This window comes from Halobacillus naozhouensis (assembly GCF_029714185.1).
Lineage (GTDB): Bacteria > Bacillota > Bacilli > Bacillales > Halobacillaceae > Halobacillus_A > Halobacillus_A naozhouensis.
In genome coordinates, this window is the sequence record NZ_CP121671.1 from 364,513 (window position 1) to 377,579 (window position 13,067).

Below are 13,067 nucleotides of genomic sequence, written 5' to 3' on the forward strand. Positions count from 1 at the left end.
TTAAAAAAACTGGAGGGAACTCATATGAGTCCGCAAACATTTACTAGACAATATATTAAGGGGGAGTGGAGGACGGGAGCAAGTGAACAGACCGTTGAAAATATAAATCCTTACACTCACCATACTATCGCAAGTATTCCATCAGCTAATGAGGAAGACTTGGATGACGCATATAAAGCTGCACAGGCAGCACAGAAAGAATGGCGAAAGGTTACACCTGGACAGAAACAGACTTACTTTGATTCACTACAAAAAATTGTGGCGGATCGTAAGGATGAGATTATTGACTGGCTGGTTAAAGAATCAGGAAGTACACTTATCAAAGCGGAGTTAGAGTACCAAACAGCTTATGGGATTCTTCGAGAAGCTGCTTCTTTTCCAACCCGGATGGATGGACAGATCCTGCCATCGAATATCCCGGGGAAAGAAAACCGTATTTATCGTTCTCCTAAAGGAGTAATTGGCGTTATTGGTCCCTGGAATTTCCCGTTTCATTTAGCAATGAGATCGGTGGCACCGGCCATTGCAACTGGTAATACAGTAGTTGTCAAACCTGCCTCAAGCACTCCCGCTACAGCAGGACTGCTTCTTGCTGAGTTATTTGAAGAGGCAGGATTCCCGGCAGGAGTATTAAATGTTGTTGTAGGTCGAGGTTCTGAGATCGGAGATGCTTTTGTAACGCACCCTATACCTGAACTCATTTCATTTACGGGTTCCACAGAGGTCGGCAGCCATATCGGAGAGCTTGCTGGAAAGCATCTAAAAGATACCGCCCTTGAATTGGGCGGTAATAACGCAATGCTCGTCCTCGATGACGCTGATATTGACAGGGCTGTCGAAGCCGCTTCTTTCGGTAAGTTTTTACACCAGGGGCAGATTTGCATTGCGCTCAATCGAATCATTGTTCATGAGTCTGTTCACGATAAATTCGTTTCAGCCTTGAAGCAAAAAGTTGAAGGATTGCAGGCCGGTGATCCTGCTGAAAAAGAAACGATTGTCGGTCCGCTCATTAATCAGGAAGCTGCTGATCGTATTCAGAAGGATATGAACGATAGTATTGAACAGGGAGCTGTCAAACTAGTTGGTGGAGAAGAAACAAGTAATTTGCTGCAGCCTGCTTTATTAACAAATGTAACGAATGACATGCCGATTGCTAAAAACGAAATCTTTGGTCCGGTAGTAGCAGTTATTGCAGTGGCCAATGAAGAGGAAGCTATCCAGGTGGCTAATGATTCACCACATGGCTTGAGCGGCTCTGTGTTTACGACAGATGTTCATCGTGGAGTTGAAGTAGCTAAACAAATTGATACAGGTATGATTCATGTGAACGACCAGTCTGTCAACGATGAAGGACACGTTGCCTTCGGTGGTGAAAAGCAATCCGGTCTAGGTCGTTTTGGCGGGTCTTGGGCAATTGATAAATTCACAACGGTCAAGACGATTGGTGTCATGAACGGGTATCGTGAATTCCCATTTTAATAAATAAAAAAGAGTCAGAGAGCTAGTGCTCTGACTCCTTTTTTTGGAATTCTTTGAAGCGACTGATAGATTCTTTAAGGTCTTTTTTTGAGTTGTTCAGACCAATTCTGACGTACCCTTCCCCATAGGTGCCAAAACCAACACCTGGCGCCACGAATAATCCAACTTGATCAAGCAGGGCGTCAGCAAATGATTGGGAGGAATAGCCTTCAGGGACCTTCAGCCATACGAAAAATGACCCTTTACAAGGCATTAAATCCCAGCCTAACTCTTCAAATCCTTTTGCTAAAATATCTCTTCTTTCCTCATACGTTTGACGTAATTCCCTGACAGAATCCTGAGGTTCAAGCAAAGCTGTTGCCGTTGCTTCTTGAAGGGCGCCAAACAAGCTCACATGGTAGTGATCCTGAATGAGTTCAAGGGCTTCAACTACGCTCGGATTCCCGACAGCAAAGGCTACGCGCCACCCTGCCATGTTATACGTTTTAGACATTGTATAGATTTCAACCCCGACATCTTTTGCTCCAGGCATCTGCAGGAAACTCAAGGGCTTCTTATGTTCATCAAAGCCGATAGCTCCATAAGCAAAATCATGAACGACACAAATATCATGTTTATCAGCCAAATCAATCGTTTCTTTGAAAAATTCCTCTGAGGCGACAGCCCCTGATGGGTTATTCGGATAGTTCAAAAACATTAATTTAGCTTTGTCCAAGGTGTCGTTGTCCAATTGCTCATAGTCTGGAAGAAAGTCATTCTCTTGCAGGAGCGGCATCGACTTCATGACCGCATCAGCAATTGCAACACCAGACCAATAATCTGGATAACCAGGGTCAGGAACGAGCGCAACATCTCCCGGATCAAGAAAACACTGACTCAGCTCAACAAGGCCAGCTTTACTGCCCAACATGATCGCTACTTCGGACGTGGGGTCTACTTCTACGTCATATTCACGTTTATAGAAATCGGCCACAGCCTCTTTTAGAAAGTCATATCCCTTGAATGGCGGGTACTTATGATAGTCCGGATTTTCACTGGCATTTTGTAACGACTGAACGATATGTTCCGGAGTTGGCTGGTCAGGGTTTCCCTGCCCGAGATTAATCACATCATATCCCTGTTCGCGGTATGTATTTAATGTTTTCATAAGATCTGCAAAGAATTGATTAGGAAGCCTCTTTAGTGTTTCTGATTGAGGGAATGATTTCATAAGATCGCACCTTTAAAAGATATTTTTGAAAAGTCTAATAATTTATCTTAACGTGTGAAGTATAATTTGTAAAGCAGCTTTGATTTTGCTGAACGGTGAAATGGGGTATAAATAAGATAGATGAGCAGAAGGAGTGTGTTGGAATGAAGTTTGTTATTATTGGCGGAGACGCAGCTGGTATGAGTGCAGCGATGCAAATTGTCCGTAACAGTGAAGGAAATGAAATTGTTACGTTGGAACGTGGTGAAATCTACTCGTATGGTCAGTGTGGTCTGCCTTACATATTCGGAAGAGAAGTGGATTCCTTTGATGATTTGATTGCCAGAACACCGGAGACGTTCCGTAATAAGTATGGAATTGATGCGAGACAGCTTCATGAAGTTACAAAAGTGGACTGTGACCACAAAGTCGTTTACGGGATCGATCATAACAATGGCGAAGAGTTTAAAGAGTCATATGACCGTTTACTTATAGCTACTGGTGCAGACCCTGTCATGCCACCATGGGAAGGAAAGGATCTTTCAGGTATCTACTCATTAAAAACGATCCCTGACGCAAAAAACATCATGGATGGATTAGAAGATAAAGTAGATCAAGTGGCTATTATTGGCGGGGGGTATATTGGTTTAGAAATGGCTGAGAATTTAGCTGCGATTGGAAAGAAAATATGCATCATTGATCGTGGAAACCGTTTAGGTAAAATTTTTGATGAAGACATGAGCGAATTAATTCATAAAGAAGCTGAGAAGCAGGGGATCGAGTTGTTACTTGGTGAATCTGTAGAAGGGTTCAACGGGAATAAAAAAGTAAAAAGTGTGATTACCGATAAAGGAGAATATGAGACTGATCTTGTTCTGGCTGCGGTTGGGGTAGCTCCAAATACATCATTTTTAAATGGAACAGGCATTTATACGAGTTATAATCAGGCGATTGAAGTCAATGCCTTTATGGAAACAAGTATCATGGATATTTACTCCGCGGGAGACTGTGCCACACAATTTCATCGCGTGAAGCAGCGACCAGATTATGTACCGCTTGGAACACATGCAAATAAACAAGGTCGAATTGCAGGATTAAATATGGTGGATCACCGTCGAACCTTTCAAGGAATTGTGGGTACTTCCATTCTGAAGTTCTTTGATTTGACGCTTGGCCGGACCGGGATTTCCTCACAGGAAGCAAAGGAAGCACATATCCCTTACGAAACAGTGAAAATCGAATCTACACACGCAGCCGGATATTATTCTAAGGAAGATCCGATGACTCTGAAGTTGATTTACGATGAACAATCAAGGTGCTTGCTTGGTGGTCAGATTATCGGCGGCCAAGGTGTTGATAAACGAATCGATGTATTGGCTACAGCGATTTATCATTGGATGACCGTCGATGATCTTGTCGATTTGGATATCTCTTATTCCCCGCCTTATAACAGTGTGTGGGACCCGATTCAGCAAGCTGCCCGCCGTGCAAAGTGAAACGTAGTTGCTGCCACCCCGTATATACTTGATGAAGTAATTTAAAGGTTTTTATTTTGGAAATATATACCTTTAGTAGAGTGCGTATGATAAAATAAATTTACAGTAGGCTTACCTTGCACGACCGAAATTTCCGGTGTTTTCAGGACAAACGAATGGAGGAATCACATGGAATATAAGGGTCCATCAGCCTATGATGAGGAGTTCTTCTTCAACCGTTTCTTATCAAGAAGAAACCGAGCAGACAGTCCGAATAATACTATGGAACACCCAGCTTTTATAAAGTTACTTGGGGAGGTGGGGCAGAAAAAGATTCTTGATCTAGGGTGTGGTGACGCCCGGTTTGGGGTGGAGCTTCTCAAAAAAGGATGCTCATCTTACGAAGGAGTGGAAGGCTCACGTAATATGGCAGAGCAGGCAGCGGAGAGTCTTAATGGATTGAAAGGCCGCGTATTTCATTCCTACTTGGAGGAGTGGAATTATCCTTCGGCCCACTATGATTTGATCGTTTCAAGAATGTCTTTCCATTACATAGAAAAACTCGAACCTATTTTCGAGCAAATTCATCAGGCTCTTCGTGATAATGGCAGGTTTATTTTTAGCGTCCAACACCCCGTATTAACATCTTCACAAGCAAGCGCTGTGCAATCCCCAAGGAGGACAAATTGGATAGTTGATGATTATTTTGATGGGGGTAAGCGAGTGGAACCGTGGATCGAGGAGCAAGTCGTTAAATATCATCGTACCTTAGAAGACTACTTCAAGGTAATAAAAGCTTCCGGATTTACAATAGAAGATATAAGTGAATGTGCACCAAAAAGAGGGCAGCTTACTAATGAAGGGGAGTATCAGCGACGGATGCGTATCCCTTTGTTCCTTATCATTGCCTGTCATAAATAAAGAGGCCCGCGGTAAACGGACCTCAACGGCGGAATTTCGTAATATTGCGCTGCATCACTTATAGAGATCGGGTCTGCGGTCCTGGAATATCGGAATTTGTTCCCGGATCGCCTCTACTCTAGAGAAATCAACTTCTACGATTAATATTTCTTCCTCCTCACCAGCTTCACCAACGACCGTCCCCCATGGATCAATCACGAGTGAATGGCCGCCAAATTCATTATTAGGATCAGCCCCCACACGATTGCAGGCAATGATGAAACACTGATTTTCGATAGCGCGGCTGATTAATAAGCTCCGCCAATGCTCAGTCCTTGGCTTTGGCCATTCTGCTGTAACAAACAATCCACGGGCTCCTTCAAGCATGTGCGTACGAATCCATTCTGGGAAGCGGATATCATAACAGATCACACCAGCTACAGGAGTATCGCCTAGTTGAAAAATCCCCTGTTGGTTCCCTGATCTTAAAAACTTTTCCTCATCCATCAGTCGGAACAAGTGGGCTTTTCGATACTTCAAACAGCGCTGACCTGATTCATTATAGACAACGAAAGTGTTGTAAAAATCCTCCCCATCACGTTCGGCAATAGAACCAGCGATCGTTACCTTATGTTGTTGCGCCAACTCCATCATTAATTGATGGGCGGGCCCGTCAAGTTCTTCTGCGATTTCATCAAAACGACTTAAATCATAACCTGTCGTCCACATCTCAGGAAGTAGAATGACTTCCCCGCCGTGGGTGGCTGCTTCTTCTATTTGTGTCCGTGCATGTTTTCGATTCAGTGCAGGATTACCAAAAGCGATATCCATTTGAATAATAGCCAAGTTTGTTGTCATCGTTTCACCTCTTTCTTTTCAGTGTACCAAAAATTCCTCAATATTTGTTCCCTTCCAGGAATTTATAAAAAAGTTGCGCGTGGATGAGCATACATAAAGATAGCCACATCCACGCGCAAGACACGTGCCAACATCGAATTACTCCACTACGATCGAGGGCATGTTTCAACGCCGAACGGCCCTGCGTTGTGCGGGTCACTTTGTGTTAAAAGCTTATAACCATGCTACAATAGTAGCATAATCTTTTAACAGGAGAGGGCGTAGGATCTATGTTTGAGCTGCTTTTGCCGATGCTTGAGCGTTTGGGCATTATCGTAACCGTCGCTTTTATTATTACTCGTTTTCGCTTTTTTCGTGAACTGATCGACCAAAAGACACTTGATCGCCCTCAGCAATATATGGCGATCGTGTTCTTTGGATTGTTTGGGATCATCGGTACATACACAGGCATTACGTATAACGTTAATTCATTTGAGTATGGCAGCTGGGCCATCAACCTCGGCGAATCAGAAGCTCTTGCTAATTCCCGTGTAATTGGAATTGTTGCTGCCGGTTTGTTTGGCGGCTACCGGATTGGCGTGGGTGCGGGGTTGATAGCTGGTATCCATCGGTTTTCCCTTGGTGGATTCACAGGATTTGCATGTGGAATCTCCGCAGTGATAGCGGGTCTGATAGCCGGCTTTTTTCACAAAAAAAATCAGTCGCTTAAGTTGAAGACGGCGTTAATGATCGGGGCGCTTGCAGAGACAGTACAGATGGGGATTATTCTTACCATCTCAAAACCATATGCTCGTGCGTGGGAGCTGGTACAGGAGATTGGTTTACCGATGATTGTGGCAAACGGGGTCGGGTCGGCTCTGTTCTTGCTTATCATTCGGAATGTATTAAATGAGGAAGAGAAGGCCGGAGCGATTCAGGCTCAAAGAGCTCTTAAGCTGGCGGAATCCACCATTTCGCATTTGCGTAAAGGCTTGACGATAGTTTCCGCGCAAAAGGCCTGCCGGATTATATATAATGAAGTGGAAGTTCGGGCGATTTCGATGACGGACAATCATAAAATACTGGCCCATGTTGGACAGGCAGACGACCATCATCTTCCTGGAGGAATGATCCTGACGCGTGCAACTAGAGAGGTGATTCAAACAGGAGAGCTCGTTGTCGCTCGTCATGAAGATATCGACTGCAGTGATCCGAACTGCCCTCTCGGAGCTGCTGTTATCGCCCCACTCAATCGAAAAAATGAAGTCGTTGGGACGTTGAAGTTTTATGTCCAATCTGAAAAAGAAGTGTCGAACGTGCTGCTTGAATTGATTCAAGGTTTGAGTGCTTTGCTTGGTCAGCAGCTTGAGATCGCAGAAGCCGAGAAAGCACAGGACCTAGCCAGGGCAGCTGAAGTGAAGGCGCTCCAAGCTCAGGTAAATCCACACTTTCTTTTTAATTCATTAAATGTGATCGTTTCCCTTACACGCTCAGAGCCTGATCGAGCCAGGGCATTATTGATTGCTCTGTCCAAATTCTTCAGGCAAAACCTTGAATCAACGACAAGAACATGGACATCTCTGAAAAAAGAACTACAGCATGTGAAATCCTACTTAACTATCGAAGAGACACGATTCGTTGATAAATTACATGTGCAATATGAGGTGGAAGATAGGGCCCTGGATGTGAAAATAGCCCCTTTAACTCTGCAGCCCTTAGTTGAGAATTGTATCAAACACGGCATTAAGGATCAGGAAGAAAACTGTACAATTATCATTCAAATTAAATGTGTGAGAGAAGGCGTACATGTATCTGTCATCGATAATGGAGCCGGTATTATTCCGGAACGGTTGAAGGCGCTCGGAGATCAGGAAGTAAAGTCTGAAAAAGGAACTGGTTTAGGGTTATACAATGTCAATAAACGTCTTAAGCATATGCATGGAGAACAATCTGCCTTAAATATTACCAGTGAACCAGGCAAAGGTACGGAAATTTCCTTTTTCCTATTCGAAAAAAGAGAGGAGGATTCTGCATGGGGATGACGGTCATGGTGGTTGATGATGAACGATTCAGCCGGGAGGAGCTCATTTACTTGTTAGCAAAGCATCCTTCTATTGAAGTAATCGGGGAAGCCGACTCAGGTGAAGCGGCATTAATGAAAACGATCCAATTGCAGCCTGATGTCTTGTTTCTAGATGTGGAAATGCCGAAAATGGATGGTATGGAGGTAGCTCAATCAGTCCAGGGATTAAAGAAAGTTCCTGAGATTGTTTTTGCAACTGCTTATTCCAATTTTGCCGCTGAAGCCTTTCGCCATGAAGCCGTTGACTACCTGCTTAAACCATTTGATGAGGACCAGTTATCCGAGGCAGTCGAACGGCTGGAGAAGAAACTGATTGGAAGCAGTGATTTAGCAGTTAAAGCCCAGACGCCTGCGAAATTAGCTGTAGAGGAAGATGGTGAAATCAGTTACCTTGACCCCGGTGACATTTTATATGTGTTCCGGGAAGGACGACTAACAAAGGTCGTTGGAAAAAACAAGGTTCATGATACAAAATGGTCGTTAAAGGATATAGAAGAACGGCTGGAGCCTTTTTCATTTTTCCGAATTCACAAAAGCTATCTCGTTAACCTCGATTACGTTGACCGGCTTACACCCTGGTTTAATGGTGCCTATCAGCTGGAATTAAAAGGATATAAAGAAAGACTTTCGGTTAGCCGTAACTATGTTAAAGACTTGAGAAAACAACTAGAGTTGTGACTTTTAGTGTATGATAGACATAATTTTCAACATGTTATACAACATATGTAACATGTTAAACATAAACTGCTTCGATGAAAGCGGTTCCTTGCTATGATGGTGAAAACGATTACAAAACATAGTAGGGAGGAAACTCAACATGATTACATTTATTGTTAGTATTGCACTATTAATTATCGGATATTTTACGTATGGGAAATATGTTGAAAAGGTTTTTGGCCTGAATACAGAACGGCAAACTCCTGCATACACACACAGTGATGGCGTGGACTATTTGCCTATGTCTGATAAAAAGAACTCATTAATCCAGTTGTTGAACATTGCTGGGGTTGGGCCAATATTTGGGCCGATTTTGGGCGCTCTTTACGGGCCAGTGGCTTTTATTTGGATTGTCTTTGGAGCGATCTTTGCCGGTGCCGTTCACGATTATTTAACCGGAATGATCTCGATTCGGAACCGTGGTGCCCATTTGCCGGAACTTGCTGGTAAGTTTCTCGGCAAAGTGATGAAGCATGTGGTTAATGCTTTTTCTATTCTTCTACTCGTGTTGGTAGGTACGGTGTTTGTAACAGCACCGGCTGACCTGCTTCATAGTATGACGAGCAGCTGGTTGACAATGCCTGTTATTCTGCTAGCTATTTTCGCTTATTATTTGCTAGCAACCTTACTGCCGATTGATAAAATCATTGGACGACTCTATCCCATCTTTGGAGCTCTATTATTAATTAGTGCCATTGGGGTGGGAGGAGTGTTAATCTTCACTGGAGCACCGATTCCCGAACTCACATTTACGAATATGCATCCAGATAACGCACCAATCTTCCCGCTGTTATTCTTGACGATTTCGTGTGGGGCTTTATCCGGTTTCCATGCTACGCAAACACCGATTATTTCTCGTACGACTCAGCAGGAGAAGCAAGGACGTAAGATTTTCTACGGAATGATGATTACTGAAGGAATAATTGCAATGATTTGGGCTGCGGCAGCGATGAGTCTGTTCAATGGTCCAACAGGATTGAATGAAGTGCTTGCTAACGGTGGTCCGGCAGCTGTTGTGAGTGAGGTGTCTGTCGCGATGCTTGGGGCGATCGGCGGTACACTTGCCATTCTTGGTGTTATCGTGTTGCCAATCACTTCGGGTGATACAGCATTCCGCAGTGCGCGTATGATTATTGCTGACTACATTAAAGTTTCGCAAAAGAAAGTAATGAGCCGTGTATGGATCGCTGTACCAATGTTCGTGATTTCTTTCGCTCTAACAAAAATTGATTTCACGCTGCTATGGAGATATTTCTCATGGGCGAACCAGTCCACTGCAATGATTGCCTTGTGGGTTGGAGCTATGTATTTATTCTTAGCACGAAAAAATTACTGGATTGCAGCTATCCCGGCAACATTCATGACGATGGCAACGTTCACATATATCCTTAATGCACCAATAGGATTTGGATTATCACTAAATATCTCCTATATGGTTGCTGCGGTAATTACTGCTATCATTGTTACAGCTTTCTTTGTAGCTGCAAGACGTGGCCTGTCGCAAAACATACCACTCGAAGAAGAGTTGAAATCGGCTTAATCGGCCACAGAAGTCTCAGCCACCAGGCAAGTAAGCCTGGTGGTTTTTTATTTTAACCGTGGGAATATACTTGGTAGTGATAGGGTATGAGATAAATAGAAGAGAAGGGAATTGAATGACACAGGAGGCATCACGATGAAAGCTATGTTGATTGTTAATCCTTCTTCAGGTAAAGAAGAAGCGATAGATTACGTGGACCAAATTGAGGAACTTTTAAGGAAGAAAGGTTATGAAATAAAGACGGTTCAAACTGAGAAAGAACTTGATGCTATGAAATTTTGCCAAAATGCCTGCCGGGATGAATTCGAGCTCGTTGTTTCACTCGGAGGAGATGGGACACTTAATGAAACAATCAACGGGATGGTCGACCAGCGTCACCGTCCGAAACTTGGTGTGGTCCCACTAGGTACTGTAAATGATTTTGCCCGGGCTCTAAATATTCCACTAGAAGCTGAGGAAGCCATTCAAATCTTAACCTCTGATCGTACTCAAAAGGTAGATATCGGCCGTATGAATGATTATTACTTTGTTAATATTGTGGCCATTGGCGCCATAGCTGAGGCAAGTTATGAAGTAACATCAGAACAAAAGACGAAATTTGGTCCCCTGGCCTATATTATGGAGGGATTAAAAACATTAGCTTCAACCCCTTCTTACCCTCTTCATATCGAACATGATGAACAAGTGTGGGAAGGAGACGCCTTCCTGTTCCTTGCGGCTTTAACAAATTCAACCGCAGGTTTCGAACAGTTAGCTCCCCAAGCTGAAGTCAATGACGGTGTCATGCATTGCTATATTGTAAAGGAAGCGAACGCGATTCAATTAGCATCGATCACCACTTCCATGTTAAAAGGAGAATTAAGGCATCAAAAAGGTGTGGAGTATTTTACAGCTCAGAACTTAAAAGTTTCCTCGGCGAAGGACCTTGTAACGAATGTAGATGGAGAAGAAGGGGGCCCGCTACCCGCGACTTTATTGGTTAAATCGCAACACATAGAAGTTATTATAGAATAGTTATTTAATAGTATTAGAAGATGATATTGTCAGTTCACCTCGCTTCTTGTAAAATTAAGTTAATCAAATCTATGAGGTGAATCATGGAGTTTAAACAAATTCGGTTTATGATGCAAATGCAGGCAATGTCAACGTTAAGTGGAGGCACCACTTCCTCATTCAATAATTCAGTTCGTGATATGGCTTTTCAGAGTATTTTACAGTCTATTATGTCTCAGCAGCCGCCATACGGCAATAGCAGTGTCACTCAGAATAACCAGCCAACACCGCCAACACCGTTAACTAGTTTTAACGCATTTAGGTCTCAACCTGTACATATTAAGGATCAAACACCCTCTGTTTCTCACTCTCCTGTCCAGAGTCCTGTTGCAGAAGGAGAGAGCCAAACTATTGAAGCACTAATTAAAGAGGCTTCAGAGAAGTACGATGTTGAGGAAAGTCTCCTCCGTTCTGTCGTTAAAGCGGAATCAAACTTTGATCCTGATGTGGTGAGCCATGCGGGAGCGGAGGGGTTGATGCAATTAATGCCAGCTACAGCCAGGGGTCTTGGGGTAACTGACCCGTTTGATCCAAGGCAGAACCTTATGGGTGGAACGAAGTATTTAAAGCAAATGCTTGATCGCTATAGTGGAAATACTACCCTGGCGCTTGCGGCGTATAATGCTGGTCCTGGAAACGTTGATAAGTATGGTGGTGTTCCTCCGTTTGAAGAGACACAGAATTATGTAGATAAAGTATTAGGATATGCTTAACTAAAACCGCCCCAACGCTGATATGAAGCGTGGGGCGGTTTTTCATAAAAATAGGATTATGAGAAAGCAACTCCCATTCTTAGATTCTATGACTCATTTGAATGTATTGGTCGAATACTTTTGTCATCTCTTCGAGTCGGTGATGAACATCTTCGTCGATGAGTTCTCCATCAGCAGAGAAATGGTTGGTATGGGTATAGACATAATTAGGAGTGACAAGACAGCGGAAGTAGTCAAGAATAGGCTTAAGTTGACTTTCAATAACTAAGTGGTGCTGTAATGTTCCGCCGTTCGCTACTATGGAAACAGGCTTATATCGCATCGCCAGTGGTGAAATGGCATCGAGAAGGTTTTTTAAAGTTCCGGGAATGGACCCCTGGAAAATAGGTGTAGCAATAACGTAAGCATCTGCATGCTCCATTTCATGAATCAGCTTTTGCATATCCTCATTATATTGATCAACTGGCCGGCCATCGACGAACTGCATATCAAAATCTTTAAGATCAATGAGAGTTGTGTCATACTCTTTATGGAGCTTGCTTATATAGGTTTGGATTTCGTCCAGTAAACTTTTTGTTTTAGTTCCAACAATAGTTCCGTTAAGTAAAAGAATCTTCATGACCTGCTTCTCCCCTTTAATCTTCCATGAATGGGCACGATTTCACTAAACTTTCAACCATTATGTTAAATCATACGTTTTAAATAAGCAATTGTGACTGATTGAGTAAAGGGTCTTGGGAAGAGGGTATAGTATAATAAATCATCAATAAGAGGTGCAGCTCTATGAGAAAGATATGGAGAAGAATACGATTCTTATTTAATATAAAAAGATCGATCCCTTTCTTGATTGGATTTTTTCGATCACCGGATATCGCCAACGGGAATAAAGTGATAGCTATTTTACTTATGCTTGGCTACCTCCTATTCCCCTGGGATGTGATACCTGATTTCTTAGTAGTCTTCGGTCTGGTCGATGATATAGCAGTTCTGACTTTTATTTTACAGCAAATTGTCAAGATGGCTCCCGATTCCTTGAAAAAAGAGTATCGAATAGAAGAATAACAAATGTTTAAGAGTTAGT

The 13,067-nt window shown here is 43.1% G+C and carries 12 protein-coding genes; 9 read left to right on the top strand and 3 right to left on the bottom strand.

The genetic code is table 11. The features are described from left to right. The first annotated feature begins 24 nt into the window (after positions 1-24). The gene (locus tag P9989_RS02030; protein WP_283077180.1) at positions 25-1,479 is read left to right on the top strand and encodes an aldehyde dehydrogenase family protein; all 1,455 of its coding nucleotides are present in this window, start codon (positions 25-27) and stop codon (positions 1,477-1,479) included. Positions 1,480-1,501: 22 nt separating this feature from the next. On the opposite strand, the gene P9989_RS02035 is transcribed toward P9989_RS02030, so the two are convergent. Continuing rightward, a complete protein-coding gene (locus tag P9989_RS02035; protein ID WP_283077181.1) occupies positions 1,502-2,689 on the bottom strand; it encodes a pyridoxal phosphate-dependent aminotransferase in 1,188 nt (395 codons plus the stop codon). A 143-nt stretch (positions 2,690-2,832) separates the two neighbouring features. Here P9989_RS02035 and P9989_RS02040 point away from each other — a divergent pair, with 143 nt between their 5' ends. Together P9989_RS02040 and P9989_RS02045 are read left to right on the top strand one after the other, a co-directional pair. Next, positions 2,833-4,164: an FAD-dependent oxidoreductase gene (locus P9989_RS02040; RefSeq protein ID WP_283077182.1), complete on the top strand. Its 1,332-nt coding sequence runs from the start codon at positions 2,833-2,835 to the stop codon at positions 4,162-4,164. A gap of 168 nt (positions 4,165-4,332) precedes the next feature. Further along, positions 4,333-5,064, top strand: coding sequence for a class I SAM-dependent DNA methyltransferase (locus tag P9989_RS02045; RefSeq protein WP_283077183.1), 732 nt, complete (start codon positions 4,333-4,335; stop codon positions 5,062-5,064). 54 nt (positions 5,065-5,118) lie between these two features. Here P9989_RS02045 and P9989_RS02050 read toward each other — a convergent pair whose 3' ends face one another. Beyond that, on the bottom strand, positions 5,119-5,901 hold the full coding sequence (locus tag P9989_RS02050) for a carbon-nitrogen family hydrolase (protein ID WP_283077184.1): 783 nt from the start codon (positions 5,899-5,901) through the stop codon (positions 5,119-5,121). A 269-nt stretch (positions 5,902-6,170) separates the two neighbouring features. Between P9989_RS02050 and P9989_RS02055 the strand changes: the two genes are divergently transcribed. The 5 genes from P9989_RS02055 to P9989_RS02075 all read left to right on the top strand — a co-directional run bounded on the left by P9989_RS02055 (position 6,171) and on the right by P9989_RS02075 (position 11,986). After that, on the top strand, positions 6,171-7,922 hold the full coding sequence (locus P9989_RS02055) for a sensor histidine kinase (RefSeq protein WP_283077185.1): 1,752 nt from the start codon (positions 6,171-6,173) through the stop codon (positions 7,920-7,922). Then, positions 7,913-8,641 (top strand): LytR/AlgR family response regulator transcription factor, encoded by a 729-nt coding sequence (locus tag P9989_RS02060; protein WP_283077186.1) that lies wholly within the window; start codon positions 7,913-7,915, stop codon positions 8,639-8,641. The genes P9989_RS02055 and P9989_RS02060 overlap by 10 nt, the downstream gene beginning before the upstream one ends. Positions 8,642-8,780: 139 nt before the next feature. After that, the gene (locus P9989_RS02065) at positions 8,781-10,220 is read left to right on the top strand and encodes a carbon starvation CstA family protein (protein ID WP_283077187.1); all 1,440 of its coding nucleotides are present in this window, start codon (positions 8,781-8,783) and stop codon (positions 10,218-10,220) included. 135 nt (positions 10,221-10,355) lie between these two features. Beyond that, positions 10,356-11,234, top strand: a complete 879-nt coding sequence (locus P9989_RS02070) for a diacylglycerol/lipid kinase family protein (protein ID WP_283077188.1) — start codon at positions 10,356-10,358, stop codon at positions 11,232-11,234. 83 nt (positions 11,235-11,317) lie between these two features. After that, positions 11,318-11,986, top strand: a complete 669-nt coding sequence (locus P9989_RS02075) for a lytic transglycosylase domain-containing protein (RefSeq protein WP_283077189.1) — start codon at positions 11,318-11,320, stop codon at positions 11,984-11,986. Positions 11,987-12,065: 79 nt separating this feature from the next. Here the strand turns inward: P9989_RS02075 and P9989_RS02080 are convergent, their stop codons facing one another. Continuing rightward, positions 12,066-12,605: an NADPH-dependent FMN reductase gene (locus P9989_RS02080; RefSeq protein ID WP_283077190.1), complete on the bottom strand. Its 540-nt coding sequence runs from the start codon at positions 12,603-12,605 to the stop codon at positions 12,066-12,068. Between the two features lie 164 nt (positions 12,606-12,769). Here P9989_RS02080 and P9989_RS02085 point away from each other — a divergent pair, with 164 nt between their 5' ends. Continuing rightward, positions 12,770-13,048 carry a YkvA family protein gene (locus P9989_RS02085; RefSeq protein WP_283077191.1) on the top strand — a complete coding sequence of 93 codons (279 nt, stop codon included), beginning with the start codon at positions 12,770-12,772 and terminating at the stop codon, positions 13,046-13,048. Positions 13,049-13,067 lie beyond the last annotated feature (19 nt).